At 40.1% G+C, this 25,983-nt stretch carries 33 protein-coding genes and 1 pseudogene; 20 read left to right on the forward strand and 14 right to left on the reverse strand.

Going from position 1 to position 25,983, the window contains the following annotated elements:
• Window positions 1-58: 58 nt before the first annotated feature.
• The 13 genes from GR929_RS17195 to atpG all read left to right on the forward strand — a co-directional run bounded on the left by GR929_RS17195 (window position 59) and on the right by atpG (window position 8,823).
• Entirely contained in the window at window positions 59-592 is a 534-nt protein-coding gene (locus tag GR929_RS17195; protein ID WP_159522102.1) for a YceD family protein, read from the forward strand.
• A 12-nt stretch (window positions 593-604) separates the two neighbouring features.
• On the forward strand, window positions 605-790 hold the full coding sequence (gene rpmF, locus GR929_RS17200) for a 50S ribosomal protein L32 (RefSeq protein WP_159522104.1): 186 nt from the start codon (window positions 605-607) through the stop codon (window positions 788-790).
• Between the two features lie 245 nt (window positions 791-1,035).
• Window positions 1,036-2,037, forward strand: coding sequence for a beta-ketoacyl-ACP synthase III (locus GR929_RS17205; RefSeq protein WP_159522106.1), 1,002 nt, complete (start codon window positions 1,036-1,038; stop codon window positions 2,035-2,037).
• A 31-nt stretch (window positions 2,038-2,068) separates the two neighbouring features.
• A complete protein-coding gene (locus tag GR929_RS17210) occupies window positions 2,069-2,536 on the forward strand; it encodes a MaoC family dehydratase (protein ID WP_159522108.1) in 468 nt (155 codons plus the stop codon).
• Between the two features lie 205 nt (window positions 2,537-2,741).
• The gene (locus tag GR929_RS17215) at window positions 2,742-3,125 is read left to right on the forward strand and encodes a bactofilin family protein (protein ID WP_159522110.1); all 384 of its coding nucleotides are present in this window, start codon (window positions 2,742-2,744) and stop codon (window positions 3,123-3,125) included.
• Complete coding sequence (locus GR929_RS17220; protein ID WP_159522112.1) at window positions 3,094-3,318, forward strand: AtpZ/AtpI family protein; 225 nt, start codon at window positions 3,094-3,096, stop codon at window positions 3,316-3,318. Before GR929_RS17215 ends, GR929_RS17220 begins: the two co-directional genes overlap by 32 nt.
• Window positions 3,319-3,326: 8 nt before the next feature.
• On the forward strand, window positions 3,327-3,701 hold the full coding sequence (locus GR929_RS17225; protein ID WP_159522114.1) for a hypothetical protein: 375 nt from the start codon (window positions 3,327-3,329) through the stop codon (window positions 3,699-3,701).
• 73 nt (window positions 3,702-3,774) lie between these two features.
• The gene (gene atpB / locus GR929_RS17230; protein ID WP_159522116.1) at window positions 3,775-4,881 is read left to right on the forward strand and encodes a F0F1 ATP synthase subunit A; all 1,107 of its coding nucleotides are present in this window, start codon (window positions 3,775-3,777) and stop codon (window positions 4,879-4,881) included.
• Between the two features lie 24 nt (window positions 4,882-4,905).
• Window positions 4,906-5,169, forward strand: coding sequence for an ATP synthase F0 subunit C (gene atpE / locus GR929_RS17235; RefSeq protein WP_159522118.1), 264 nt, complete (start codon window positions 4,906-4,908; stop codon window positions 5,167-5,169).
• Between the two features lie 77 nt (window positions 5,170-5,246).
• A complete protein-coding gene (locus GR929_RS17240; RefSeq protein ID WP_159522120.1) occupies window positions 5,247-5,741 on the forward strand; it encodes a F0F1 ATP synthase subunit B in 495 nt (164 codons plus the stop codon).
• 4 nt (window positions 5,742-5,745) lie between these two features.
• On the forward strand, window positions 5,746-6,297 hold the full coding sequence (atpH, locus tag GR929_RS17245) for an ATP synthase F1 subunit delta (RefSeq protein WP_159522122.1): 552 nt from the start codon (window positions 5,746-5,748) through the stop codon (window positions 6,295-6,297).
• 11 nt (window positions 6,298-6,308) lie between these two features.
• Entirely contained in the window at window positions 6,309-7,886 is a 1,578-nt protein-coding gene (gene atpA, locus GR929_RS17250) for a F0F1 ATP synthase subunit alpha (RefSeq protein WP_159522124.1), read from the forward strand.
• Window positions 7,887-7,941: 55 nt separating this feature from the next.
• Window positions 7,942-8,823 carry an ATP synthase F1 subunit gamma gene (gene atpG, locus GR929_RS17255; RefSeq protein WP_159522126.1) on the forward strand — a complete coding sequence of 294 codons (882 nt, stop codon included), beginning with the start codon at window positions 7,942-7,944 and terminating at the stop codon, window positions 8,821-8,823.
• Between the two features lie 84 nt (window positions 8,824-8,907).
• Here atpG and tsf read toward each other — a convergent pair whose 3' ends face one another.
• The 4 genes and pseudogenes from tsf to rplM form a co-directional block, all read right to left on the reverse strand.
• Window positions 8,908-9,735, reverse strand: coding sequence for a translation elongation factor Ts (gene tsf, locus GR929_RS17260; protein ID WP_159522128.1), 828 nt, complete (start codon window positions 9,733-9,735; stop codon window positions 8,908-8,910).
• A 34-nt stretch (window positions 9,736-9,769) separates the two neighbouring features.
• Window positions 9,770-10,582, reverse strand: a complete 813-nt coding sequence (rpsB, locus tag GR929_RS17265) for a 30S ribosomal protein S2 (protein WP_159522130.1) — start codon at window positions 10,580-10,582, stop codon at window positions 9,770-9,772.
• A 177-nt stretch (window positions 10,583-10,759) separates the two neighbouring features.
• A pseudogene (rpsI, locus tag GR929_RS17270) lies at window positions 10,760-11,083 on the reverse strand (30S ribosomal protein S9); the annotation flags it as partial.
• A gap of 2 nt (window positions 11,084-11,085) precedes the next feature.
• Window positions 11,086-11,544 carry a 50S ribosomal protein L13 gene (gene rplM, locus GR929_RS17275; RefSeq protein ID WP_159522134.1) on the reverse strand — a complete coding sequence of 153 codons (459 nt, stop codon included), beginning with the start codon at window positions 11,542-11,544 and terminating at the stop codon, window positions 11,086-11,088.
• A 357-nt stretch (window positions 11,545-11,901) separates the two neighbouring features.
• On the opposite strand from rplM, the gene GR929_RS17280 reads away from it, so the two are divergent.
• Window positions 11,902-12,423, forward strand: coding sequence for a DNA-3-methyladenine glycosylase (locus GR929_RS17280; RefSeq protein WP_159522136.1), 522 nt, complete (start codon window positions 11,902-11,904; stop codon window positions 12,421-12,423).
• 40 nt (window positions 12,424-12,463) lie between these two features.
• Here GR929_RS17280 and GR929_RS17285 read toward each other — a convergent pair whose 3' ends face one another.
• Complete coding sequence (locus tag GR929_RS17285) at window positions 12,464-13,525, reverse strand: hypothetical protein (protein WP_159522138.1); 1,062 nt, start codon at window positions 13,523-13,525, stop codon at window positions 12,464-12,466.
• A 309-nt stretch (window positions 13,526-13,834) separates the two neighbouring features.
• Between GR929_RS17285 and GR929_RS17290 the strand changes: the two genes are divergently transcribed.
• The gene (locus tag GR929_RS17290) at window positions 13,835-15,589 is read left to right on the forward strand and encodes a S41 family peptidase (RefSeq protein ID WP_201301047.1); all 1,755 of its coding nucleotides are present in this window, start codon (window positions 13,835-13,837) and stop codon (window positions 15,587-15,589) included.
• A 226-nt stretch (window positions 15,590-15,815) separates the two neighbouring features.
• Here GR929_RS17290 and GR929_RS17295 read toward each other — a convergent pair whose 3' ends face one another.
• The 6 genes from GR929_RS17295 to GR929_RS17320 form a co-directional block, all read right to left on the reverse strand.
• Window positions 15,816-16,658, reverse strand: a complete 843-nt coding sequence (locus tag GR929_RS17295; RefSeq protein WP_235934439.1) for a metal ABC transporter permease — start codon at window positions 16,656-16,658, stop codon at window positions 15,816-15,818.
• Entirely contained in the window at window positions 16,630-17,403 is a 774-nt protein-coding gene (locus GR929_RS17300) for a metal ABC transporter ATP-binding protein (protein WP_159522140.1), read from the reverse strand. The genes GR929_RS17295 and GR929_RS17300 overlap by 29 nt, the downstream gene beginning before the upstream one ends.
• Window positions 17,400-18,260, reverse strand: a complete 861-nt coding sequence (locus tag GR929_RS17305; protein ID WP_159522142.1) for a metal ABC transporter solute-binding protein, Zn/Mn family — start codon at window positions 18,258-18,260, stop codon at window positions 17,400-17,402. Before GR929_RS17305 ends, GR929_RS17300 begins: the two co-directional genes overlap by 4 nt.
• Before the next feature lie 97 nt (window positions 18,261-18,357).
• Window positions 18,358-19,092, reverse strand: a complete 735-nt coding sequence (locus tag GR929_RS17310) for a sulfite exporter TauE/SafE family protein (RefSeq protein WP_159522144.1) — start codon at window positions 19,090-19,092, stop codon at window positions 18,358-18,360.
• Window positions 19,093-19,203: 111 nt separating this feature from the next.
• Window positions 19,204-19,485 (reverse strand): membrane protein insertion efficiency factor YidD, encoded by a 282-nt coding sequence (gene yidD / locus GR929_RS17315; RefSeq protein ID WP_235934441.1) that lies wholly within the window; start codon window positions 19,483-19,485, stop codon window positions 19,204-19,206.
• Between the two features lie 87 nt (window positions 19,486-19,572).
• Window positions 19,573-19,896 (reverse strand): hypothetical protein, encoded by a 324-nt coding sequence (locus GR929_RS17320; RefSeq protein WP_159522146.1) that lies wholly within the window; start codon window positions 19,894-19,896, stop codon window positions 19,573-19,575.
• Window positions 19,897-19,966: 70 nt separating this feature from the next.
• Here GR929_RS17320 and GR929_RS17325 point away from each other — a divergent pair, with 70 nt between their 5' ends.
• Both GR929_RS17325 and rlmN read left to right on the forward strand, forming a co-directional pair.
• Window positions 19,967-20,647, forward strand: coding sequence for a ferredoxin--NADP reductase (locus GR929_RS17325; protein WP_159522148.1), 681 nt, complete (start codon window positions 19,967-19,969; stop codon window positions 20,645-20,647).
• A 95-nt stretch (window positions 20,648-20,742) separates the two neighbouring features.
• Entirely contained in the window at window positions 20,743-21,768 is a 1,026-nt protein-coding gene (gene rlmN / locus GR929_RS17330) for a 23S rRNA (adenine(2503)-C(2))-methyltransferase RlmN (RefSeq protein ID WP_159522150.1), read from the forward strand.
• Window position 21,769: 1 nt separating this feature from the next.
• Here rlmN and GR929_RS17335 read toward each other — a convergent pair whose 3' ends face one another.
• The 3 genes from GR929_RS17335 to GR929_RS17345 form a co-directional block, all read right to left on the reverse strand.
• The gene (locus GR929_RS17335) at window positions 21,770-22,015 is read right to left on the reverse strand and encodes a hypothetical protein (protein ID WP_159522152.1); all 246 of its coding nucleotides are present in this window, start codon (window positions 22,013-22,015) and stop codon (window positions 21,770-21,772) included.
• Window positions 22,016-22,029: 14 nt separating this feature from the next.
• Window positions 22,030-22,821, reverse strand: coding sequence for a DUF2971 domain-containing protein (locus tag GR929_RS17340; protein WP_159522154.1), 792 nt, complete (start codon window positions 22,819-22,821; stop codon window positions 22,030-22,032).
• A gap of 98 nt (window positions 22,822-22,919) precedes the next feature.
• Window positions 22,920-23,462: a GNAT family N-acetyltransferase gene (locus GR929_RS17345; protein WP_159522156.1), complete on the reverse strand. Its 543-nt coding sequence runs from the start codon at window positions 23,460-23,462 to the stop codon at window positions 22,920-22,922.
• 149 nt (window positions 23,463-23,611) lie between these two features.
• On the opposite strand from GR929_RS17345, the gene GR929_RS17350 reads away from it, so the two are divergent.
• The 3 genes from GR929_RS17350 (at window position 23,612) to pdxA (ending at window position 25,980) form a co-directional block, all read left to right on the forward strand.
• Window positions 23,612-24,136: a hypothetical protein gene (locus tag GR929_RS17350; RefSeq protein WP_159522158.1), complete on the forward strand. Its 525-nt coding sequence runs from the start codon at window positions 23,612-23,614 to the stop codon at window positions 24,134-24,136.
• A gap of 101 nt (window positions 24,137-24,237) precedes the next feature.
• Complete coding sequence (locus tag GR929_RS17355) at window positions 24,238-24,771, forward strand: nitroreductase family protein (RefSeq protein WP_159522160.1); 534 nt, start codon at window positions 24,238-24,240, stop codon at window positions 24,769-24,771.
• Between the two features lie 108 nt (window positions 24,772-24,879).
• Window positions 24,880-25,980, forward strand: a complete 1,101-nt coding sequence (gene pdxA / locus GR929_RS17360; RefSeq protein ID WP_159522162.1) for a 4-hydroxythreonine-4-phosphate dehydrogenase PdxA — start codon at window positions 24,880-24,882, stop codon at window positions 25,978-25,980.
• The last annotated feature ends 3 nt before the right edge of the window (window positions 25,981-25,983 follow it).

The following is a 25,983-nucleotide window of genomic DNA, read 5'->3' on the forward strand; positions in this document are numbered from 1 at the left end:
CAGATAATTTTCGCTGTTTGTTTATTTTTTATACTTTTGCAACACTTTTTTCCAAGCAATGGCAAATTTAAAAGCATATAACATTGCACTCAAAGGACTTGGAACTGGAGAGCATCGTTTCGACTATCAGGTAGAACGGAAGTTTTTTGAGTATTTCGACGGAGGAATCGCCGAGGATGGCGACATAAGCGTCGTGTTGAAGTTGGAAAAACAGAGTTCATTAATTGTTCTTTGGTTTCATGTTGAAGGAACGGTAAAAATACAATGTGATCGCTGTCTTGACTTATTTGATCAACCGATTGAAAGTGAGAACACGGTTTACGTTAAGTATGGCGAAGAAAAATATGAAGAAGGCGACGATGTTGTCTGGATTGCACCAGACGAATCACACATCAATGTTGCCAAGCTCATTTACGACTTCATCATCTTGTCCATTCCAATAAAACATGTTCATCCGGATGATGAAAATGGCAATAGCCTTTGTAATCCGGAAATGTTGAAAAAATTAGCCCAAATGTCCGTAAAGGTTGAAAAAGAAAAACCAGCAGACTCAAGATGGGACGAGTTAAAAAAATTATTAGATAACAAATAAAGACTTTAAAAAATGGCACATCCAAAACACAAAACATCAAAATCCAGAAGGGATAAGAGAAGAACACACTACAAAGCAACACCTTCAACTCTGTCTACGTGTTCTAATTGTGGCGCTACTGTAAAATACCATACTGTTTGTGGAGAATGTGGTTACTACAGAGGCAAGCTGGCAATCGAAAAAGACGTAATCGTTTAAGATCCTCATCATATGATCAGAAGATTAATCTTCTGATCTTTTTTTGCCCTCCATATAAACTTTTCGAACATTTTAATTGATTGTTTTAAAACGACTTACGGTAATTCTTTTGCCTAATTTTCTTTGCTGTTCGAATATTTCACCCTATCTTTCGCCATCTTTTTTAAACAAATTTTGTTACTCAATTAGCAATCGCTTTTTGTGATTTAAAATTACGCGCTAATTGATTGATTAACGTATAGATTATGCAAGAGACACGTGCTGCAATTACAGGCATTGGAGCCTATTTGCCAAGTTACAGGCTGACCAATGAAGAGATAAGCACTATGGTTGACACCACCGATGAATGGATCATGCAACGCATCGGAATTAAAGAAAGACGCATCCTCAAGGAGAAAGGCAAAGCCACCTCCGATATGGGAACCGAGGCAGTAAAACAACTGCTCGAGAAAACAAACACCAGGCCCGATGAAATTGAGCTGCTAATTTGTGCCACAATTACTCCTGATCGGCCATTCCCGGCAACAGCAAACATTATTAGTCGAAAAGCCAGGTTGACAAATGCCTGGAGTTATGATATTAGTGCTGCATGCTCTGGATTTGTTTTTGCCCTGACAACTGCTGCTAAATTTATCGAATGCGGACAGTATAAAAAGGTGATTGTTGTCGGAGCTGATATGATGTCGGCCATTACAGACTATACGGACAGGTCTACTTGCCCATTATTTGGTGATGGAGCGTCAGCTGTATTGCTTGAACCAACTACTGAAGATGTTGGAATTATTGACCACATGAATCACACTGACGGCAAAGGCCGTCATTACCTGCACGTTAAGGCTGGGGGGTCAAAAATGCCAACCACTCCCGAAACGCTCCAGCAGCGAATGCAATATGTGCATCAAGACGGACAAACGGTTTTTAAATACGCCGTATCACGAATGGCCGATGTTGCTGTTGACATAATGAAGAAACATGACATCACCCCGGATAAATTAGCATGGCTTGTTCCTCATCAGGCAAATATGAGGATTATTGATGCTGTTGCTCGGCGCATGAAAATAAGTCGTGAGCAAGTAATGATCAATATTGAAAACTATGGGAATACTACGGCGGCCACAATTCCGCTTTGCCTTTACGACTACGAAAATCAGCTAAAAAAAGGAGACAATGTGATTTTGGCTGCTTTTGGAGCAGGTTTTACGTGGGGATCCATGTACCTAAAATGGGCATACGACACGAATAAATAATCTATATTCAATAACCAAAAGACATGATCTCATGAGCCGATTGCTAATTCAAAGTCATCAAGAGTTTGAGCAACATCTTGGTAAAAAATTGGGAGTTTCAGACTACCATACAATTACACAAGATCAAATAAACAAGTTTGCTGATGCGACATTGGATCACCAATGGATCCACACCGACCCTGAGCGAGCCAAAAAAGAAGGTGCTTTTGGCAGCACCATAGCACATGGATATTTAACAATCTCGCTGCTGCCATTAATGTGGGAGCAAGTTGTAGATGTCCGTAATTTCAAAATGCTTGTCAACTACGGAATCGATCAATTTAAATTTGGAGCACCGGTTTTGGTGAACAACAACGTTCGCACCCACGTATGGTTAAAAGAATGTACCAACTTACGTGGTATTAGCCGGATAAAACTTCGAGTTCAGATGGAAATAGAAGGAAGCAAAAAGCCGGCCTTCGATGGCTCAATCACTTTCCTTTATCATTTTAATAGCTAGCTTTTTGAGTCACCAATTCTTCTTGATTAGACCACAGCTAAACATTTTTCATACTTTACCTGGGAATCAGATTAGCCTAGCAAAATTTATAAATAATTGTTCTATAGCGCCTTAAGCTCCATGCCTTAGATTCAAGATTGAAACAAAAAAGTAGTATTTAATCAGTTTCTTAGTATATTTGATGCTGTTCAAAAAAGCAAACATAATGGGAAAAGCAAACAACGAAACTGATTCGCAGGGAATTAATCTAATAGGCAAAGGTACGCGCATTACAGGAGATGTGGCTTCTGATGGAGATATTCGCATCGATGGGGAACTTAATGGAAACCTGGATTGCTCGGGGAGAGTCGTTATTGGAGTTTCAGGCAAAGTAACCGGAGAAATTAAATGTAAAAACTCTGAAATCTCCGGCTATCAAAAAGGAAAGCTAAAAGTAGAGCAACTATTAAGTCTCAAATCTTCATCAAAAGTATATGCTGAAATAAGCACGGGAAAATTAAGTATCGAACCCGGTGCACTTTTCTCCGGGTCGTGTGCAATGGGCGAACAAACAAAACATGAAGGATCCGGAAAACTCCAAAAGGCCTAAAAATAATTTTAACGATTTTATCCGATACTCCAGCTTGGCTTTTGAGATGATTGCCATCATGGGGATTGGAGTTTTTATAGGCTACTTAATTGACCATTGGCTCAAGCTTTCGTTCCCCGCTTTTATGCTTGGCCTTATGATTTTATCGGTTGTCGCTGCAATTTACCATGCAATTAAAAACTTTTTGAAATGAATGTATTTATGAAGCGATTTTTAGTTCGCTCGATTATCGTATCTGTCAGTCTTTTTTTTATTGGTTGGATTGTTTACAGTCAGGTTGTTCCGCAATACTACCACATCATTTTTCCTTTCATTATAATTTTCTTCTTTCTTACAACAAACATTGTTCATTTTTATTTGTTAAAGATTGCCGATAAAAGTATGCCAAAGTTCTCCGCACGATTTATGGTGCTGAGCACCTTAAAAATGTTCTTTTATCTGGTTATAGGTATTGGGTATATTGTTATTAGCAATGTAAACGTAAAAGCTTTTTTAATCAATTTTCTAGCGGCTTATGTCATCTATACAATTATAGAAGTTGCTGAGATTAGCCACGTTGTGAAAGTGAAAAAATAGCTTGACCTGATTGATTTTTTTAGTAATTTGCAACAACTTTTGTTGAAGCGACATTCTGACCGATTTATACTTTATGAAAGCAACAAAAACACGGATATACTTCACCGCATTTTTACTCTTTATATCGACATTTAGCTTGACTTCCGAATCAGTTTTTGCTGAAAATGAGCATCATGAACTGGACACCACGAAGCATGCCGAAACAGGCTTTAATCCTGGTGAATTTGTCATGCACCACGTTTCTGATGCTTTCGAATGGCACATTGCAACATTTGGCGAAACACACATTAGTATTCCACTTCCAATTATTTTATACAGCGAAAATAGTGGATGGCACTTTTTCTGGTCTTCAAAATTTCACCATGGCAAAGTTGTCTACAAAAATTTCGAGATTGCACACCAGGGCGAGAACTCCGGGAAAATTGTTGAACTTGACGAGCATGGCGAAGTTGTCGGATTACCGATTGATTTATCAATCACGAAGGCTGTTGCCGGTGTCATTTTTAGTGTGATACTACTTCTGTGGATATTTCTGTCGGTTGCAAAATCAGCAAAACGAAATGCCAATCAAGCTCCCAAAGGACTTCAAAACCTCATTGAACCGATCATCCTCTTTTTAAGAGACGAAGTAGCAAAACCTGCAATTGGAGAAAAAAAATATGAGAAGTTCATGCCCTTTTTATTGTCTTTGTTCTTTTTCATACTCGTGAACAATTTCATGGGGTTGATCCCGATTTTCCCCTTTGGAGCCAATGTAACCGGTAATATTGCAGTAACCATGGCATTGGCATTATTCACTTTTGTTGTTACAACAATCAACGGAAATAAACATTACTGGAAAGAAATATATAATCCTGACGTTCCCTGGTGGCTGAAGTTTCCCATCCCTCTGATGCCAATTGTTGAATTATCAGGAGTAATTACAAAACCATTTGTACTAATGGTTCGTTTATTTGCCAACATGATGGCCGGACACCTGATTGTGATGGTATTCATCAGCTTAATATTCATATTTGCTAATTTAATGGGACCTGCTGCCGGCGCTGCTATTAGTCCGGTATCTGTCGCGTTTTCAGTATTCATACTTATGCTGGATCTGTTGGTATCCTTTATTCAAGCTTATGTATTTACCTTACTGTCCGCCCTGTATTTTGGCATGGCAACATCAGAACATCACTAGTTTAATCATAATAAATTCAATCTTATGCTATCAACAATTTTAACTGTGATTTTACAAGCAGCCGCCGGTGCAAGTATCGGTAAAATGGGTGCTGCCTTAGGTGCAGGTATAGCTGCAATTGGTGCAGGTATGGGAATTGGCCGTATCGGTGCTAGTGCTATGGAAGCAATTGCACGCCAACCAGAAGCAAGCGGCGATATTCGGTCAAACTTGATCGTATCTGCTGCCCTGATTGAAGGGGTTGCGTTCTTTGCTGTAATCACCTGTGCTTTGGTCCTTTTTGTTTAAAGGAATGTATTGATTAGTCGTCCGCTCCCGGGATTGCCGGGAGGCTGGATGACTTAAAAATTAAAAACACAAAAATTATGGGATTTGTTACTCCGGATTACGGAACCCTATTTTGGATGCTCATTGTTTTCGGAATTGTATTATTCATTCTGAAAAAATTTGCCTGGAAGCCGATTCTTAGTGCTTTAAAAGATCGTGAAAACTCGATAGCCAATGCACTGTCTTCAGCTGATAAGGCACGTGAAGAAGTGAAAGACCTGAAAGCTGATCACGAAAAAATAATTGCTGAAGCGAAAAGAGAGAAAAGTGCGATCCTGAAAGAAGCAAAGGAAGTAAAAGATAAATTATTAGTCGAAGCAAAAGAGCAGGCCGCCAGCGAAGGACAAAAAATAATTGAAGCTGCCCGGCAACAAATTGAGATAGAGAAGAACGCTGCAATTAGCGAGATGAAAAAGCAAATCGTTGATTTATCAGTTTTAGTAGCCGAGAAAATAATTCAAAAGGAATTAAAAAATAAGGATACTCAAGAAGGCATGGTTGAAGATCTTCTGAAAGATCTGAAATTGAAGTAAGCTTATGAATCATAGCAAAATAGCAGTTCGTTATGCAAAAGCATTTTTTAGTTTGGCCAAAGAGAAAAAACTCCTTGATGAACTGAAAATAGATGTGAGTGTAATTGCCCAGTTGACTAAAGACAGTAGTGAATTTCTTTTGCTATTGGGAAGTCCTGTCATCAAAACTTCACAAAAAGTAAAATTGTTGAAGACAATTTTCGAAAAAAAGGTCAACGAGCAAACCCTGAATTTTCTAGTTCTTATTGCTGAAAATAAACGAGAAGCACATGTTCCCGGTATTTGTCGCAATTTTATGGAGCTATATCGCAAGGAACAGGGTATTAAGACAGCAACAATTACTAGCGCAATTTCATTGCGTAAGGGTATTATCTCGCAAATACAAAAGAAACTCGAAACTGAATTCGACACAAAAATTGAATTGGGAGAACGAGTAAATAGCGACCTTATTGGTGGATTTGTCTTAAGAGTAGACGACCGTCAAATTGATGCAAGCGTTGCCACGCAATTGCGCAAGGTTAAAGAGAACCTATTACAAACAGAAATCAACAAGTAAAAATATAGACAATGGCTGATATTAGACCCGCAGAAGTATCCGCAATTTTAAAACAACAGCTCGAAGGCTTTCAATCGGAGGCCGAACTGGAAGAAGTAGGAACAGTACTCCAGGTTGGCGATGGTATCGCCCGCATTTATGGGCTATCAAACGTCGAAGCAAACGAAATGATTGAGTTTGAAGACGGCGTAAAAGGAATTGTTTTAAACCTTGAAGAGGACAATGTTGGAGCAGTGCTTTTAGGTTCTTCATCAAACATTAAGGAAGGTGACACAGTAAAACGACTACAGCGTATCGCCTCGATTAATGTGGGCGAAGGACTTTTAGGTCGCGTAGTCAACACCATTGGTGAAACAATTGACGGTAAAGGACCTGTTCAGGGTGAAACATTTGAACTTCCGCTCGAGAGAAAAGCACCAGGTGTTATTTATCGCCAACCGGTAACCCAGCCATTGCAAACAGGCATTAAAGCGATTGATGCCATGATCCCTATTGGTCGTGGACAACGTGAGTTGATCATTGGCGACAGGCAGACTGGTAAAACAGCTGTTGCCATCGACACAATCATCAATCAACGCGAAAATTTTGAAGAAGGTAATCCGGTCTATTGTATTTATGTTGCTATTGGCCAAAAAGGATCAACAGTTGCAAACATAGCCGCCACCCTGGAAAAATATGGAGCCATGGACTATACTGTCATTGTATCGTCAACAGCTTCAGATCCGGCAGCATTACAATATTATGCACCTTATGCCGGTGCTACAATTGGAGAATATTTTCGTGATACCGGTCGCGATGCATTAATTATCTTCGATGACCTGTCGAAGCAGGCGGTGTCTTATCGTGAAGTGTCACTACTTCTCCGTCGTCCACCAGGTCGTGAAGCCTACCCTGGAGACGTATTTTACCTGCACTCTCGCTTGCTGGAACGTGCTGCAAAAATCATCAATTCGGATAAGATTGCAGCTCAAATGAATGATCTGCCCGAATGTTTAAAAGATAAAGTTAAAGGAGGAGGTTCTTTAACCGCCTTGCCAATCATTGAAACTCAAGCAAGTGACGTTTCAGCCTATATTCCAACCAACGTAATCTCGATTACTGATGGACAGATCTTTCTGGAATCTAACTTGTTTAACTCAGGAGTTCGTCCGGCAATTAACGTGGGGATCTCCGTATCGCGTGTGGGTGGTAACGCCCAGGTAAAAGCAATGAAGAAAATCGCCGGTACATTAAAACTTGACCAGGCACAGTTCCGCGAACTGGAAGCCTTCTCAAAGTTCGGATCTGATCTTGACGCTGCAACTATGCGTGTGTTAGATAAAGGGAGTAAGAACGTCGAAATTCTGAAACAGGGACAGTATGCTCCAATTAAAATCGAGCACCAAATTGCCATTATCTATTGCGGTACAAAGGAATTACTAAGAAGCGTACCAATTGCAAAAGTAAAAGATTTCGAGAAAGATTTCATAGAACTAATGGAGATGCAGTACCGCCCAATCTTGGATGAATTACGTAAAGGAATTTTGAACGACGAAATCACCGGAGTGTTGGAGAAAGTTGCTAAAGAAGTGGCCGAACGCTTCAATTAATCGAATGGTAAATGAGCGATTTTCCATTCATTTAATCATTCAATGACTATAAAATATGGCCAGTTTAAAAGAAATACGCACACGAATTTCATCCGTTAAAACCACACGGCAGGTAACCAGTGCCATGAAAATGGTGTCGGCGGCAAAGCTGAAAAAGGCTCAGAATGCCATATTACAAATAAGACCGTACGCTGACAAGCTGCACGACATCCTTGCGTCGCTTAGTGCTAGTCTCGAAAATAGTGAAGAATCGGTTTACACCCGGCAGCGCGCGCCCGAGAAAGTTCTCATAGTCCTGATTAGCTCAAACCGGGGATTATGTGGCGCATTTAACTCAAACATTGCAAAAACTGCTTATGAGTTAGCTTCAAGTAAATATGCCAGACAATTTAACTCAGGCCAATTGGATTTCTTTACTGTTGGGAAGCAAGGGCAAAAATACCTCAAGTCACGAAAAATTCCGGTTAGTGATCAAGCCGACGAAATTTTAGACTCACTCACCTATGATAATTGTTCTAATCTGGCGACTAACTTAATGAATGACTTCGTCTCCGGAAAATACGATCGAATTGAATTGGTGTATAATCAGTTTAAGAATGCGGCTGTTCAAATCTGCACCAAGGAGCAGTTCCTACCGGTTGAAATCTCGGAGGAGGACGATATGTCTGCAAAAAACAGTAATTTCATTTACGAGCCATCTAAGGAGCAGATCGTTGAAGAATTAATACCAAAATCGTTGAAGGTTCAAATCTTCAAGGCTCTGTTGGATTCGAATGCCGCTGAACATGGAGCCCGGATGACCGCTATGCACAAAGCAACGGACAACGCTACCGATTTGATTCACGACCTAACGCTGACATTTAACAAAGCCCGCCAGGCTGCCATTACCAATGCTATTTTAGAGGTAACAAATGGCGCTGAAGCCTTGAATGGTTAAAAGAAAATATCACATTAAAACACATAAAAAAGGGGTTTCAAATTTGAAACCCCTTTTTGCTTATATCTCGTAAATTACTTTTGCTTACTCCGCAAGTGTAAAACGAATAAACTCAGTTACTGTCAAATCACCATCAACTGATTTTAGGTAATCTTTCACAGTTTGTTTGTTGTCTTTAACAAACGCCTGATTCAATAGCGTGTTTTCTTTGAAGAATTTGTTTAAAGAACCTTGAGCAATTTTATCAAGCATCGCTTCCGGTTTTCCTTCCTGACGGAATTTTTCCTTTGCAATTTCTAATTCCTTATCAATTACTTCCTGAGAAACATCACTTTTATCTACGGCAACAGGGTTCATTGCAGCTACTTGCATCGCTACATCTCTCATCACCTGAGTATCAATACCACCTTTGTTGAAACCAACCAGAGTAGCTAGTTTATTACCTGGGTGAATATAAGGAACAACTGATTCTGCTTCGATTTTACCATAGAATGATATCTCGATTTTTTCGCCAATTACTCCGGTTTGCTCAGTTACGTGTGATTCAATTGAACGACCATCAAGCTCCAATGCTTTCAAAGCATCCAGATCAGCAGGTTTGTTTGCGATAGCAGCATCCAAAAACGACTTTGTTTTCTTAACGAAATCTTCGTTTTTTGCAACAAAATCAGTTTCGCAGTTAAGAACTACAATTGCTCCAAATTTACCATTTTCACTTACGCCAGCCAGTGCAGCACCTTCAGATGCTTCACGATCAGAACGTTTATTGGCTACTAATTTACCTTTTTCGCGGATAATTTGTACAGCGGCATCAAAGTCGCCATTTGCGTCGGCAAGGGCGTTTTTACAGTCCATCATGCCGGCACCAGTTGCTTTACGCAACTTCATTACATCTGCAGCAGAAATTGCCATGATTGTGTGTTTTTTTGAATTATTATTTGAGCAATTATTCTTTGTCTGTATCGTTACTTTCAACGTCAACCTTTTCAGCTTTTACATCAGCTTTAGCAGCTGACTTTTTACTTTTTGCTCTTTTAGGTTTCTCGTCTGCACCGTCGTTTTCACGCTCAACTTTACGCTCATTCAATCCTTCTCCAACAGCATCGCACATTAATCGAACGATTAGGCGAACTGACTGAGAAGCATCATCATTCGATGGAATGATAAAGTCAAGTCCTTCTGGATTCGAATTGGTATCAACCATTGCAAATACAGGAATTCCCAATTTTTGAGCTTCGCGTACTGCGATTTTCTCTTTCATCACATCAACTACAAAAAGTGCGGCAGGAAGACGAGTCAGGTCAGCAATACTACCTAAAATTTTCTCCAGCTTGGCACGTTGACGTGTAATTTGCAACTTTTCGCGTTTTGACAAGTTATCCCAACTGCTATCCTTCGTCATCTTATCGATGGAAATCATTTTTTTCACCGCTTTGCGGATCGTTGGGAAATTTGTTAGCATACCTCCTGGCCAACGCTCAACTACGTAAGGCATATTTACTGCACTTACAGCATCAGCAACGATATCTTTCGCTTGTTTCTTCGTTGCTACGAATAGTATTTTGCGACCCGATTTGGCAATTTGTTTCAAGGCGGCAGCGGCCTCATCGATTTTCACTACTGTTTTTTGTAGATCGATGATGTGGATTCCATTTTTCTCCATAAAAATGTATGGAGCCATGTTTGGATTCCACTTTCTTTTCAGGTGACCAAAGTGTACACCTGCATCCAATAATTCTTGAAAATTTGTTCTTGGCATCTTTTGACTTTTTTAAATAATTTGCTGAAAAGCAACCCCTGAGTAGCCCCTAACCCAAAGCCGGGAGTCTCAGTGATTTCAGATCCACAGTCATATTTAGTTTGAAAATTTCGATTAACGTTTTGAGAACTGGAAACGCTTTCTTGCTTTTGGCTGTCCTGGTTTCTTACGCTCCACCTCACGCGGATCACGAGTCAGAAAGCCTGCTTCCTTCAATACTGCTCTTGCTTCCGGATCAATTTCAATCAAAGCTCTAGAGATCGCTAAACGCAATGCTTCAGCCTGACCTTTAATACCACCTCCGTCAAGATTAACTTTCACATCATACTGATCAGCTACACCAAGCAAGTTTAATGGTTGCATAACAACATATTGTAGTGTTCCATTTGGGAAATACTCTTTTAAATCCCTTTTGTTAATGGTAACATTTCCTTTGCCTTCGCTTATGTATGTACGAGCAACGGCAGATTTTCTACGTCCTAGGGTATTTACTACTTCCATTGTTACAATTTAATCTTTTTTAAATCAATTACTTTTGGGTTTTGAGCTTCTTGCTTGTGCTCAGCACCAACATACACTTTCATGTTTCCAAAAACCTTGCGTCCTAAACGGTTTTTTGGAAGCATACCTCTAACAGCTGACTCAACAACACGCTCTGGATATTTAGCAAATACGTCTGCCGGATTCTGTGAACGTTGTCCACCTGGATATCCGGTATGACGCAAGTAAATCTTGTCGGTCATTTTTTTACCTGAGAAACGAACTTTCTCTGCATTGATCACAATTACATTATCCCCACAATCTGCGTGAGGTGTAAAGTTGGGTTTATGTTTTCCTCTAAGGATTTTTGCGACAGCGCTGGCCAAACGACCAACGATCATATCTGCTGCATCAACAACAACCCATTCCTTATTTGCCGTGGCACTGTTGGCCGAAACGGTCTTGTAAGATAAAGTATCCACTTGCCTTTAATTTTTAAAATTAACACTAAAAGTTGCAAAAACTTACATTTCAATTGGTTGCGTGGCTTTCCACGTTATTAACACCGGGCATGTTAATAAGCTTTCTACCATCAACATATTCAATCATTTATAAGAACTGCAAGTACGGACAATAATCGGGACTGCAAAAGTATTTCTTTTTTCTTAAAAAGCAAACAGAAAATGACAGCAAAAACAAAATTAACACAAAGATTTACAAGCAGGAACGAAACACAGGGATAGCGAGAATGTGCAGAAATGATGAAGTCACTACTTCAAATTCAGGCGTTCTAGTCTTCCTCCCTCTTTAAACTTCCTCGTCTTTTATATATTTGTTGCATGGAGTTGAAAAACGATAGGCTTTTAGCTGATTTCTTCAGACGCGACACCGTTGTGGTTGCGAGGGAGTTAATTGGCAAAACACTTATTCGGGTTTTTGATGATGGAACAATGCGCCGCTATGTAATTACTGAAACAGAAGCCTACTGTGGACAAAGCGATCTGGCTTGCCACACCAGTAAAGGGCTCACCAAGCGAACACAAGTGATGTTTGAAGCCGGAGGATTGGTATATGTCTACTTAATTTACGGTCAGTATTGGCTATTGAATTTTGTAACCGAACAGGAAGGAAGTGGATCCGCAGTTCTAATCCGAGGCTTGAAAAGGCACAACGGCCCAGGCAGACTTGGCCGCGAACTTAAACTAGACAAATCCTTTTATGGTGAAAATCTGGAAAGCTCCACCCGCATTTGGCTGGAAGATGCCAACCCTGTAAATCAGATTTCAGAACATCCACGGGTTGGGATTCATTATGCCGGCGAACCTTGGGTCAGCAAATTATGGCGCTTTAAAGCTGACTAAATACAGGCTGCATTGAACTGTGCCCGCCTCTGACACTTCATCAATTAGCTGGCGGTGTTTCGGCAGATGCTCTATTTCGTATTTTCTCAATCTCATTGGGGTATTCGGCATACAACTTCTCTAAGTATGGTCGCATAAAGTTTTTCATGTCCACTTCAAACCGCTTAATGAGCTCTTTGCACAAATAGCTGCTTTTATTGTTTTCAATATCGTTAAATACTTTCATCAGGTCCTTTTCATAAGTTTCTCTCTCTTCCTCGTCAAAAGCTTTGCTTATTCCCATAATATAAAGCTCCAGTTTTAACGCAAACGCTAACCCGTAGTCAGGAAGTATCTTAATCGATTTGTCGCAGTTCTCGATCGCATCATCTAAATAATGCTTTGCCCCATAGAGGTGATACATGTCGTTAAATGCAATGGCTGAATTTGCGTAAGTTGTATGCAGTAATATATATCTTTCTTCATATTCTTTAATCAACCCAATCATCTTCTCCAATCGTTGCGGGAAGCTGCTATAGTAATAACAACGCATGATCGTATCAATAAGCGTTACGTTTTTATGCTCGGGAATGGTCACGGTCTCATCATTCAGGTAGCTTTTCAGGTCGTCAACTTCTTCTTCTTTTACACGGTGTTTGTTTTTCTTAATGGTGTCTATTTTGAAATCAAGCAAACTATTGATCACACTGGAAAAGTACTGATTACTGATTTCTTTTATCCGGTCCTCGTTTTCTGTTTTCAACTGGTTTACCTTTCCTTCGATGGTCGTTTGCAGATAGCTTCGCGCATATCGGTTTACCAGAAACCCAAGCAGCGAAATCAAAGCTGCAATTACAAACAACCACCAATTGGCAATCTCGCGCATCGATGTTTGAATCTTTGCATTTAATATTTCCTCAAAATCCTCGTTGGGTATTCTGGTATAAGAACCTTCATCAATAACCATTTCCAACCTACTGATCTGCCCCTGCAAACTGTCATTTAATAACATCAAACGAGCGAGCGAATCTGAACCATGCTGAGCTTTCAGGTTCATTACCAATCCCAATAATAACATCAAAAGCATAAAATAAAATGGCCTGAGAGACAATTTTAATATCATAACCTTAAAAATTAAAAATGAACATAGGCTTACTAATCGCGATTAATCATTTCATCATCAGTCACATACAGACACTAAGTTACGGAATAACTAGCTATTTCACATCTTTTTATCTGTTTCTATTAACCAAATTCATTAGAAAAATTCAATACCTGTGTCCAAGAAATGCTAAGAAATTCGTAAAATATTGAAGAATAGTAATTGTTTTACTGTAATGTCAATTAAGAATATTTAACTAATATCTTGAAAATGACAACAGCTTTTAAACAAAGCTTTACTATTTTTGTCGATTGTCAATAAAAACAGTTAATGATGAAACAAAATAGAAAAACGAAGATAGGACTTTCAATAGCAGGCCTTTTTCTGGTGGCGTCGATCGTAATGACCGGGTTTAACCGGGATGAAAAACTATTTCTTGTTGATAAAAACCTCGATATTTATTACACACTGGTTCGCGAACTCAATTTGTTTTATGTCGATGAAATTAACCCGACCGATTTAGTTAAAACCAGTATCGACGAAATGCTTGGATCGCTGGATCCCTATACCAACTATATTCCTGAATCGGACATGGAGGATTTCCGGTTTATGACTACCGGAGAGTATGCCGGAATTGGGGCGATGATTAGCAAACATGGTGATCAGGTAATAATCGCTGAGCCTTACGAAGGATTTCCGGCTCAGAAGTCAGGGCTGAAAGCAGGCGATATTCTTATTGAGGTTGCCGGAAAAGAGACTGAAAAGATGTCTACCGAAGATGTGAGTAACTTATTAAAAGGCCCTGCCAATAAAGTGGTTTCCGTAAAAATCGACCGTCCGGGACAAAAAAAGAATCTTGAAATAGACATCGTTCGTGAAAAGATACAGATTGATGCTGTTCCTTATTATGGAATGATTGACGATGAAATCGGCTACATTCGACTTTCCAACTTCACCCAAAACTGCGGCGATGAAGTTAAAAAAGCGTTCACCGAACTGAAAAAGCAGAAAGGAGCCAAATCGCTGGTTTTGGATTTACGGTCGAATCCCGGCGGTCTGCTAATTGAAGCCGTAAAAATCGTTAACCTGTTTGTACCCAAAGGATCGGAAGTCGTTAGCACAAAAGGGAAAGTGAAACAGTGGGATAAAACCTACAAGGCAACTGAAAACCCGATAGACACCATCATGCCAATGGCTGTACTTGTTAATCGCGGATCAGCTTCTGCATCCGAGATTGTTTCAGGCGCGCTGCAAGATCTTGACCGGGCTGTAATTATTGGTAGCCGCACGTTTGGGAAAGGTTTGGTACAAACAACCCGCGACTTGAGCTACAATACAAAATTAAAAGTAACCACCGCCAAATACTACATTCCCAGCGGACGTTGCATTCAGGCATTGGATTACGCCCACCGAAATGAAGATGGCAGTGTGGGCACTATCCCGGATTCATTAATCACCGAATTCACAACGAAGAAAGGTAGAAAAGTGTATGACGGCGGAGGAATTGTTCCGGATCTGAAAATTGATCTGGATCGATTGAGTAGCTTGAGCATTAACCTTGTTCGCGACTTTATGATTTTTGATTATGCGACTAAATTTGCGAATGAAAACGAATCTATTCCTTCTCCCGAAGAATTTGAGATTTCCGATGAGATATTCGATGATTTCAAAACCTTTGTCAAAGAGCAAAAATTCTCGTATCAATCAGAAACCGAAGAGGTTTTCAGTGAGTTATTGGAAACTGCCAAAAGCGAAAAATATTACGATGTAGCTGAGGAACAATTCGAAGCTTTGAAAGTCAAAATTGGACATGAGCTGAACAAGGATCTGGAATCATTCAAAGAAGAAATCAAGGAAATGCTGACCGACGAAATTGTTACCCGTTACTACTACCAGAAAGGAGCCATCAAGTCGGCTTTAAAAGACGACAAGGGGCTTGAGAAAGCAAAAGAGACCTTAAAAAATCCGCAAGCTTTTAGTACCGTATTTACCAAAGGGAAAATCATTTCAATGAATTGGAAAACACTAAAAACGAGAAGCCATTCAATAACCGAATCTTTTTCTAGCGAATACGCTGGTGCTTGATTTGAAAAATAATATTCTGTGACAATAAAGCCTCCGCAATTCTATATTGCAGAGGCTTTATTTTATATCCGGCCTCTTCACCGGCTTCACCACAATTTCGCAAAGGCAACTGGGGCAAGTATAAATCTCGCAGCCTGTACAGGCAAAGCAGTTGCTGCAATCACGCTGCAAGTCATCCTTTGAGTATGAATTGCCACAACTGTTGCAAGTTATCTGGTTGCCTTGATCAGCCACGGGTAGTTAAATTTTGTCGAATAAAAAAAGCCAGCTTCATCAAACCAAAAAGTAAAACAAGGGTGAAAATGATAGATGCACCCGAAGGGATGTCGACATAAAAGGAGAACAGCAAGCCAACAAACGAACCAATAAAAGCAAACAGCACCGACAGCGGCATCATCCGCTTAAAATCTCTGGTGAACAGATTGGCAGTAGCTTGAGGCAAAGTAAGCAGTGAAAGAATGAGAATAATGCCCACTACCCGAATATTTAGAACAATCGTAATTGCAATTAAACTAATCAGCAAATAATTAATCAGGTTGACCGGCAGACCTGTCGTTTTGGCAAACTCTTCGTCAAAAGCCACATACAATATCAACCGATAAAATAGAATGAAAAACAGAGTTAGCACCAGCGACAATGTACCCATTAACCAGAGCTCGGTAACGGAAACCGTCAACACGCTGCCAAACAAGTAGCTCATTAAGTTGGGTGCATAACCTGGCGTGAGGTATATAAAAATAATGCCAATGGCCATTCCCAAAGACCACCAAATAGCAATGGATGAATCTTCGCGAACCTTAGCCTTTTGAGTGAACAGCTGAATGCCCAGACCGGAAAGGACGGCAAATATCGCTGCTCCAACCAACGGATTCCAACCAAGAAAATAGCCAATACCAATCCCTCCAAACGAAGCGTGGGTAATCCCTCCGCTTACAAAAACAATGCGCCGCGATACAATATATGTTCCCACAATGCCACAACTAATAGCAGCGAAAAGCGATGCCCAAAAGGCATGCATAAAAAAGTCGTATGAAAACAGCTCAATGAGTGTGGCCATGGTGATGATCATGATTTTCGTGCTGACTCAGCACCGTATGAGGAATGTCTCCGTGTGTTATAATCTGAAGCGGACAATTATAAGAAGTCAGCTGCTCCGTGCTGATCACATTACTGGGATGATAGTGCACCTGCCGATTCACACAGGCTATCGTCTTCACGTAATAGGAAATAGTCCCCACATCGTGCGAAACCAGCAAAATGGCCATTTGGTTATTCAGCTCTTTCAGTTTTTCGTATAGCTCGCTTTCAAACTGGCTGTCAACATATGTCCCCGGTTCATCCAAGATTAATAATTGCGGGTTGTTCATCAGCGAACGACATAAAAATACACGCTGCATTTGCCCGCCGGACAATTCGCCAATGGCCTTGTTTTTTATCCCTGAAATGCCCATCTCTTCAATTAACTGTTCCGCATATTTGATATCATCTTGCTTTTTCGAAAACAAACTGAATGATTGACTCCCTGTTTTTCCTGACCGAACGACATCAATCACTGTAATTGGAAAGCGTTTATCTATTTGATTGATTTGGGGCAGATAGCCCACCTTTTTCAGCGGAATATGAAATTTAACCGATCCGGACTCCGGTTTCACCAACCCAAGCAATGCTTTGATAAGGGTGGTTTTACCGCCTCCATTCGGACCAATCACTCCCAGAAAATCATTGGGTAGGATATCCAAATTAGCTTGTTCCAAAACCGTATTTTGGTCATAACTAACCGACAGGTTTTTTATTTCAACCAGCTTGTTGTTCATTCTGATGCTGCTACTATTTTATCTGCGATCTCCCTAATTTGTGCTTCCCAATGCTCACTAAGCGGATCAATCTGAACCACTTCTCCATCCAATTCTTTTGCCAATTGCTGTGCATTTTCCAAATCAAACTCCTTCTGAATAAAAACCACGCGAATACTGTCTTTCCGCGAATGCTTCACCAGTTCGCTCATGTATTTCGGAGAGGGTTCTTTCCCTTCAACTTCCATTGGCAACTGCACTAAATCATAATCTCGAGCAAAATAAGTCAAAGCCGGGTGAAAAATCAAAAACTTTCGGTTCGCCAAGCGAGCAAACTTAACAGTTAACTCCTGATCCAGCTGCTCAATCTCCGACCGGAAAACTTTAAAGTTTGTGTCAAACGCCTGAGCGTGTTCCGGGAATAGATCAATCAAAGCCTGAAAGGTCAGTTCCGCTATTTTTACCACTTCGGTCGGCGACATCCAATTGTGCGGATCAACTCCGTGTTGATGGACATGATCGCCGTGCACCTCTTCCTCTCCATAAATCCACTGCGTTGAATCGGAGGTATCGAAAATCTCCAGCTTTGGATTGCTTTGTTGTATCTTTTCATGCCAGGCATTTTCGAACCCAATCTTTCCAATACGCAACCACGCACGCGAATCCGACAGATCTTTCATTTGAGAAGGCAACAAAGAATAGGTAGCCGGGCTTGCACCGGGCGGAACCAACACCTGAACCTCAACCAAATCACCTGCAATTTTCTCCACAAAATATTTTTGAGGCAGTACACTCACGGTAATCAGATTCTGTTTTGTTTTTTTAGGAGAGGAACACGCCGCACCAAGGATAAGTAACAAGAATAATAATCGCTTCATAACATGTATAATCTGTATCTTTTGCCAAAGATAATTAAACTTCACTACAACTTAAGAAGTAACCAAAGGTGAATACCTTTTGTTGACAGAAGCGAAATTAATATGCCACAAGGGTGTGCACAATAATAAAAAGCCCGAGAAAAAGATTGATGTACAGAACGACTTTTTTGAAAAAGAGTTGGTCTACTTTTTTTGAAAGCATGTCTCCAATTTTCGACCCAATAACAATGGCCGGAAAAAGATATAAAGCAAACTTCAGCGAAAATCCCAATGTAACTCCATGTATGATATACAAGATGAAACTAAGAGCGGCATTAATCACACTCACTAAGGCAAATATTTTACGAAACGACTCTTTGGAGTAGCCTTTTCGGTTCATTGCCAATGCGATTGGCGGACCTCCAATTGACATACTGGATGTTAACAGTCCACTTAAAAAGCCCGCAAAAACAATAGGTTTTCTCCTTCTACTTTCCGGAATAGGATGCTTGGCACCCAACAAAAACACCATGGAAATAGAAAAGATAGATATCCCGGCTGCTAATTCCAGAGTTTTCTCGGGGAAATATGTCAAAATGTAAACACCAATCGGAATGCCAACAAAACTAGCTAACAACATTGGTAAAAAATACTTTGCTTTTACCTTCAACTTAATGGATGCTAAGATATAAACCGACGTGAGCAAATTGAAAATTGTCATGGCCGGGATTAACGACTGAATCGGAAAAATTAAAGAAAGCAACGGAACAGCCAACAGAGCAAAGCCAAAACCCGTCATTCCTTTTAATAAGGCTGCCATTAAAACGACTACTGCACTAATTAACCATTCCATCGTAATTTATTTGAGGGTGAAGACATAAGTATAAATACGTACGCCCTGTACGCACATAAACCTATACAAATAATTCGCGAAAAAGATTTCGACAAGGACAACTATTTACGATTATTTAAGATTCAGCTTCTCCGTTTTTACATGATCTTTCTTCGGAACCGGATCATATCCATGCGTTCCCCAAGGATGGCATTTGGAAATTCGTTTGACAGTCAACCAAAAACCTTTAAATGGTCCATGAATTTTTATGGCTTCAACAGCATATTGAGAACAGGTAGGAACATGGCGACAAGAAGCCGAGGTAAATGGCGAAATGGCATATTTATAGAAATAGACTGGCAGCAATAGCAACCAGCCCAAGGCTTTCAATATCCATTTCCTAAAATCACGCATAAAAACAATCCCCTTTGGTGGGAACAAAATTAATTAAAAAGCACCTACTATTAATAACAAACAAGATTTGAATTCCAAGCGTTTGAGCTAAGGGCAAGCAGGAACAGTCGAAACTTCCTTTTTATCAGCAAAATATCGGTTCCATTTGTCGGCGTCCCAGTCGGGAGCACTCCCGTCTTCGTCATAAAAGTGGCAATAGGCACATGACCATAAATCGCAATATAAGTTATAGTACAACTTCCCTTCAAACTCGGAAATGGTCACATGGCAAATATCACACATATTTTCATTAGAAGTCACTTCATCAATTTTTGTTTGCAGCCAGACAGGAAACTCTGTCTGCGCCTCTTCCTTTTTGCAAGTGACCATTAACAAACCAAGAAGTAATAAAATGAGAATCCGGTTTTTCATGGTTTTTTCTTAATCTGACGAAAACCAAATGCAATTGGTTGCGTTAATTGATTGAATAAACAAACCCAAAATGCCCAAAGCAGAAGAATATCAAAAAAAGGACATTCAGCTCTACAAGGAAACAATCACCGGCAATGAAGAAATTTCACCCGGAGTGTTTGTTATTTCGTATCCCCGCAAGCATGATTTTATCCCGGGGCAAGTCGTAAAAATCGCAATTAACCAAACGCAGCCTCCACGCATTTACAGTATTTGCAGTGGCAACCACGAAAATGAAATTCGAGTACTTTTCAACATCAAAGAAGATGGCTTCCTAACACCAAAGTTGGCAACAGTGATTCCCGGCGACAGCCTGCTTGTATCAAAACCTTATGGTAGTTTCCTGGGTACCGATCAACCTGCTTACTGGATTGCTACCGGAACCGGCATTGCCCCCTATTACAGTATGTTTCAATCGGGGCAATTCGAGAACAAAACGCTGATTCATGGCGCACGCCATTTAAACCAGTTTTATTTTGAAGATGATTTGGAATGGGCCTTGGGTAAAAATTATATCCGGTGCTGTTCACAGGAACAGTCGTGTGATGTTTTCCCCGGACGGGTAACCGACTACCTGAAAACGTTGACCGAGCTCCCGGCAGACCAAAAATATTACCTCTGCGGAAAAGCTTTAATGGTTGTTGAAGCGCGCGATTTACTGATTGAAAAAGGCGTTCCGTACGAAAACATTGTTGCCGAAATTTACTTTTAGCCGACAATGGAAACGATTGTTTTAAACTGCTCTCCATTGTCTTCAACTGTTTTCGGATCTAATTCTCTTTTATAACTTTGCAGAAAATTTACACGATGGTCAAAGAAGCACTTTTTGGAAAAACACTGAACGAACTGCAAGAGTTGGTTTTGGAATTGGGATTGCCCAAATTCACTGCCAAACAACTGACTGACTGGCTGTATAAAAAAGAAGTGACTTCGATTGAAGAAATGACGAACCTGTCGAAAAAAGCTCGCCAGCTGCTAACTGAAAAATATTCGTTTGGATTAATCAACTCCACCAAGGTGCAGGAAAGTACCGATGGCACGAAAAAATACCTGTTCCCAACCGGGAATGAAAAATTTGTTGAAACAGCCATGATCCCAGACAAAGACCGCAAAACAGTTTGCGTATCGTCGCAAGTGGGATGTAAAATGGGCTGCCTGTTTTGTATGACCGGCAAGCAAGGGTTTCAAGGGCAGCTAACAGCTGGTGAAATTGTCAACCAAATCCGAAACATTCCCGAATGGCAGGAGGTGACCAACATTGTCTACATGGGCATGGGCGAACCGTTTGATAATTTGGATGAAGTGCTGAAAAGCACCGAAATCATGACTTCGGAATGGGGATTCGCCATGAGTCCGCGCCGAATTACAGTTTCGTCTATTGGCATTGTCCCGGGACTCGTGCGTTTTTTAAACGAAAGCGAGGCTCATCTGGCGATTAGCTTACACACTCCTTTTCATGAGGAACGCCAACAGTTAATGCCTGTAGAAATTGCCTACCCGCTTGAAGATGTGATCGAAGAAATTCGCAACTGGGATTTTGGTCGCCAACGTCGCGTATCGTTCGAATACATTGTATTCCATGGGTTGAATGACACCCCGGCACATGTCCGGGAAATGGCAAAACTCCTGGATGGCATCAAATGCCGCATCAACCTGATCCGTTTCCATCCGATTCCAAATACCCCACTGAAAGGAACCGACGAAGCAACCTTAGTCGAATTCAAAGAAGGCCTGGAGAAAAAAGGCATCACCACCACCATCCGCGCCTCCCGCGGACAAGATATTTATGCCGCTTGTGGGTTGCTGTCTACAAAGGCATTGGTGAAAAACTAGGTCATTTTTGTTTATTATAAATTTCACCACCAATATTGATCTTAGTAGAATTAATCACAATAACCGGATTTGGAGTCCAATCCATAACATCTAGGGATTTAGTATAAAGATAGTTCTCTTGTTCATTTCCGTTTTCATCTTTTACTTTTGTAAATTTGTATTGATACTGCAAGCCAGTCTCCTCAATCTTCAGTACTTTCTCAGATGCCTCACATTGCCAATACCCTTGAAATTCATTTGTTGTCATTCTATTTTGTGATTTTATAAATTTGGATTCTTCTTCGATTTCGAAATTGAATAATTGAAGACTTCAGGTTCAAAGTTAATTTGATCAAGATTACACCCTTCAGAAAAGAATTCGTTAGGTTCTTCAACTTTGAACTGACCATTGCTAAGAGATAATTTAAATAGCCGCACACCTTGGAACGCTGCTCCAAGAGTTAAAAACAAGTCATTATAAACCACGTTGACTTTATAGCCGATAATAATTCCTTTTAAGGATTCTTCTATATTCAAAAAACGATTTGACTTCTTAGCATCTTTTTTTCTTGGAGGAACAATAAGTCTAAACTCATTTTCATAACTCCAGCCATCGGTTTTTGTGAAGAATAAATCAATATCGCTATTATTTATTCGCTCAAATATGCTTTCACCTGTGTCTTTTACATTCGGCATCGCTGGACAATAACGAATGTAATCTCCGGATTTACAGTCATCGTGTTGATCTATCAGCTCAGTAACAAGCTTTTCTTTGTCAAAGACCAAACAAACACCTTTATGCCCATCTCCATAATGTGCCCACATTGGATAGTTAAGAAAACCAAACTTTTCAGGGTCATTTTTAAGTCCTTGGCAAAAGGATACGAATTCAGTATTTTGAAACCCCTTACGAAACTCTTTAGAACCTTTTTTAAAATTAAAATCAGACAAATTCCTTATATATTCAGGTGGGTCATTTGATTCTTTAATTTTATTAAATTTTAGCTCTCTGTTTGGAAGAATGTATTCGATACATGTTGCTAAACTCGTGTAATGATAAAGATACTCTTTCATCGAAAAATCAATTTTGCTATGACTAAATTACAAATAATAAAATCAATGCTCAATTGGGGTATTTAGTATCAATTGATCAAAAATTCAGCATCAAGTCCTCAATAATCCCTCGGATCATCCTCCACAATGGCAAAATGGTAGTTGTCTTTCCACTCTCCTCTGATGGGAAGAATTTTACGGCGCAGTCCTTCTTTGGTCATTCCAATTTTTTCTAATACACGAATTGAGCGGGTATTTTCGCTGGCAACGCCGGCTTCCACTTTGTGCAGTTTTAGCTCATCAAATCCAAATCGAACAAGTTCTCGGGCAACTTCGGTAGCAAAACCCTGCCCCCAAAAGTCAGGATGAATTTTATAGTAAATTTCAGCCAACCGAAAGCGATCATTGGACGGAAACATGCCAGCCAGTCCGATTACTTGTCCGGATTCTTTCAAACTAATTTTCCAGGCAAACTCCGAGCGAGGATTATTACTCTGATCGTCAATTCCCGATTGAATGACTTTTTTTGTTTCTTCCAAATCTTTAGGAATACCAAGTGTATTAAATTCATCTAGTTCGGGAATGCAATGTAATTCGTGGACCAACTGCAAATCGTCTTTAGTAATTTCTTCCAGCAATAGTCGGGCTGTTGAACGTTTCATCTTGTTGTTGTTTTTTATGCAAGTTACAAGAAAAAAAAAGAGCTTGATGATCATTGCATCGACAAGTTCAACCAATTTCAAACTTTACCGCAAATACTCAATCGAAATTGACGATGCTCCACTTAGTTTTCTGATCTAAATTTTCTAACTTGCAAGGACTATTTTCTACTGTTATGGAAAAACTGCTCTGGACAAAAGGGGTCTTCAAAAACCAATTGCAAATTACCCGAAACAAAGAACAAATTGGGACTATTGAATGGAAAAGCATGTTCAGTTCCGAAGCACTTGCCACGTTAAAAGGACGACGATTTATTTTAAACCGCGACTTCTTTTTATCAAAATTGGAAATTTCAGATGCCAATAATCAATCGTTATTGGCTTCCATCATGATTAACCTTTTCAATCCCAAAAGTGACGTCGTAATTAATGGAAAGCGTTTTGAACTGGAAATTAAAAATTTCTGGCAATCCCGATGGGCCTGGAAATTCAATGGACAGGAAATCGTCATCTTCCAAAGCAACGAACTCTTATCGAAAGACAAAGGGCAGATTGAAATTTACTCAAGCGACACCGAAGAGTTGGAGATCTTAATATTGATGGGACTTTTTATTCGCAATCAATTAATTCTTTTTATGCTTCTGTTGCTGCTCATTGTTCTGGTGGTTATTATTTAATTTCTTTTCGTTTGTTATTTTTGCTTGCCTTTTCGGACTTTCATAATCTAAACGTTCGAATTCCGTTTCAATATTGAATGAATACCCTAAAAAAGAGAATCATGATCAATTTACTTCGCTCGAGAAGAAGCATCCGAAAATTTACAGAGCAAAAAGTTGAACAAGAAAAAATTAACCTTTTGGAAGAAGCAGCCTTACGCTCTCCTTCATCAAAAAATGGAAATCCGTGGGAGTTTCTTTTTGTTGACGATCCGGCCATCATTGAAAAACTAAGTCAATCAAAACCACATGGTGCAGCTTTTTTGGCAAACGCTCCTTTAGCCGTAGTTGTTTTGGCCGACGAAAATAAAGGTGACGTGTGGGTTGAAGATTGCTCTATTTCAAGCACTCTGCTTCAGCTTACAGCTCAATCGCTCGGATTGGGGAGCTGCTGGGTGCAGATTAGAAAACGCCCGCACGATGAAAACCAAACCGCAGAACAATATATTCGCGAACTCTTTAACCTTCCGGAAAACCTCCGGGTGCTGAGTATTATTGCAATGGGATATCCGGCAAAAGATCGCACAGGAAAGCCTTTTGAGGAATTGCAGCGGGACAAAATTCATTGGAATAATTTCAATCAACGTGAATCCTAATCTGTTTTGATAAAGTTCAGATAAAGAATTAACTTTGCCAGTCGCAGAAAATAACTGTGAACAAGAGATTTTCATTAATTTCTCACTACCATTAAACAGACTGAAGAGATGAGTAAACACAAGATAAGAATTGGGATATCGCATGGTGATATCAATGGCATTGGCTACGAAGTGATCATGAAAACCTTAATGGATGCACGAATACTGGAAATGTGCACTCCGGTGGTTTATGGTTCACCCAAAGTAGCTGCCTATCATCGAAAAGCGCTCAATTTAAACAACTTCAACTTCAACAACATTCAAAACGCCAACGAAGCTGATACTCGCCGGGCCAACATCATCAATTGTATTGACGACAATATTCGCGTTGAACTGGGTAAATCCTCAGGAATTGCAGGTGAAGCATCATACATGGCGTTGGAAAGAGCGGTGAATGATTTAAAAGCCGGAGAAATTGATGCATTGGTTACAGCTCCAATCAACAAAGACAATATTCAGTCTGACAAATTTAATTTCCCGGGACATACCGAATTTCTGGCTCAACAATTTGAGACGGATAACTACCTGATGTTAATGGTGAGCGAGATGATGAAAATTGGAGTGGTTACCACACACATTCCTCTTTCTGAAGTTTCAGCGGGTATTACGAAAAAGGCAATTCTCAGCAAGCTTCGCATTATTTCCAGTTCACTGGAGCAGGATTTCAGTATCAAAAAACCACGCATCGCAGTTCTTGGATTAAACCCACATGCCGGAGATGGTGGCTTGCTTGGCAGCGAAGAAAAAGAAATTATTATTCCGGCCATTGAACAAGCTAAAAATGAAGGTATTTTGGCATTGGGACCCTATCCTAGCGATGGATTCTTTGGCTCAGGCGACTACGTAAAATTTGATGCCATATTGGCTATGTATCACGACCAGGGATTAACTCCGTTTAAATTGGCATCTTTCGACAAAGGAGTTAATTACACCGCCGGCTTACCTTTTATTCGCACATCGCCCGCACACGGTACTGCTTTTGATATTGCCGGAGAAGATAAAGCATCTCCCGACTCATTGCGTCAAGCGCTGTACCTCGCTATTGATGTTCATAAAAGTCGTGAGCTATATAAGGAAATCAGTAAAAATCCATTGAAGAAATTCGAAATCAACCCCAATCAGGTTGATGAAACGATTGATTTACAATCGAACGACGATCCGGAAATTTAACGA

This window comes from Sunxiuqinia indica, assembly GCF_009847015.1.
GTDB classification, from domain to species: domain Bacteria; phylum Bacteroidota; class Bacteroidia; order Bacteroidales; family Prolixibacteraceae; genus Sunxiuqinia; species Sunxiuqinia indica.